Raw genomic sequence first — 1,367 nt, forward strand, 5'->3', positions numbered from 1 at the left:
GCAGGTCAGTCGCTAGGTCCCCTGCGGGGACGCCGCGCATGCGGGAAAATGTGGGTAGGTCGCCCGCCGACGTCGATATCCTCTTGGCGCAGGTGAGGCCGCAGGTCAGTCTGATTGCTGGGAGCCACATCAAGGGGCTGCGCATTGTTGCCACGAGCACGAGGGTCCGACTCTCTTCTTCCCCGGCTGGCTCCTGCGGGTGGCCGTTGCCCCCGTCCCTGCGATGAGCGGAGATCTCATCATGGCCATGGAAGAGGCTGATACTCAGGACCTGTATGTGCAGCGGATCGCGGCTCTGGATCTGGGCAAGGCCGGCCTGGAGGCGTGTGTGCGAATCCCCCACCACACCGTGCCCGAGCGGCGGATGCAAGAGGTCCGCCCCTATCAGACGACCACCGCGCAGCTGCTGGCGATGGCTGACTGGTTTCGCCAGCACGGCGTCACCCGGGTGGTGATGGAGGCAACGGGCGACTACTGGAAGGGGGTGTACTTCCTGCTGGAGGCCGAAGGGTTGGAGTGCTGGCTGGTCAATCCACGGGAGGTGAAGAACGTTCCTGGCCGGGCCAAGACCGACAAGCTGGACTGCATCTGGCTGGCGAAGGTAGCCGAGCGGGGGATGTGTCGCCCCTCGCTGGTGCACCCGCCCGAGATCCGGCGCCTGCGGGATCTGACCCGGTATCGCCGGGCGCTGGTGCAGGACCAGGCCCGAGAACGGCAGCGCGCCGAGAAGCTGCTGGAGGACGCCCAGATCAAGATCAGCTCGGTGCTGTCGGACCTGCACGGGGTCTCCGGGCGGGCGATGATGGAGGCTCTCATCGCTGGCACGCGTGACCCGCAGGTGCTGGCCGAGCTGGCGCGGCGCCGGGCCCGCCACAAGATCGGCGAGCTGACCGAGGCTCTGCGGGGCTTCTTCACCGACCACCACGCGCGGATCTTGCGCATGATGCTCGACAACATCGACCGGCTGGGTGAACAGATCGCCGCGCTCGACGCCCAGATCGAGGAGGAGATCGCCCCTTTCGCTCACCAGGTGGCCCAGCTGTGTGAGGTCATCGGCATCGACCTGGTCGCCGCCGCTGAACTGATCGGCGAGGTCGGGGTGGACATGACCAGATTCCCGACGGCGGCGCATCTGGTCTCCTGGGCCAAGTTTTGTCCCCAGACCCATGAATCGGCGGGGAAGAAGAAGGCCAAGGGCCGTGGCCGGGGCGATCCGTGGCTGGCCGGCACGCTGGGCCGGATTGTCTTCGGCTTCTCCCGCACCCAGACCTTCCTGGGCGCCCAGTATCGGAAACGTGCCCGCCGGATCGGCAAACAGAAAGCGATCGTCGCCGGCGGTAACTCGGTCCTGACAGTGATCTGGCACC

At 66.7% G+C, this 1,367-nt stretch carries 1 protein-coding gene; it reads left to right on the plus strand.

The genetic code is table 11. The features are described 5' to 3' along the window. Positions 1-223 precede the first annotated feature (223 nt). Positions 224-1,367 (plus strand): IS110 family transposase (locus tag ACFXJ8_RS44065; protein WP_379651548.1); only part of this gene is annotated, 1,144 nt, incomplete at its 3' end.

Source organism: Nonomuraea sp. NPDC059194, assembly GCF_042754765.1.
GTDB lineage: Bacteria > Actinomycetota > Actinomycetes > Streptosporangiales > Streptosporangiaceae > Nonomuraea.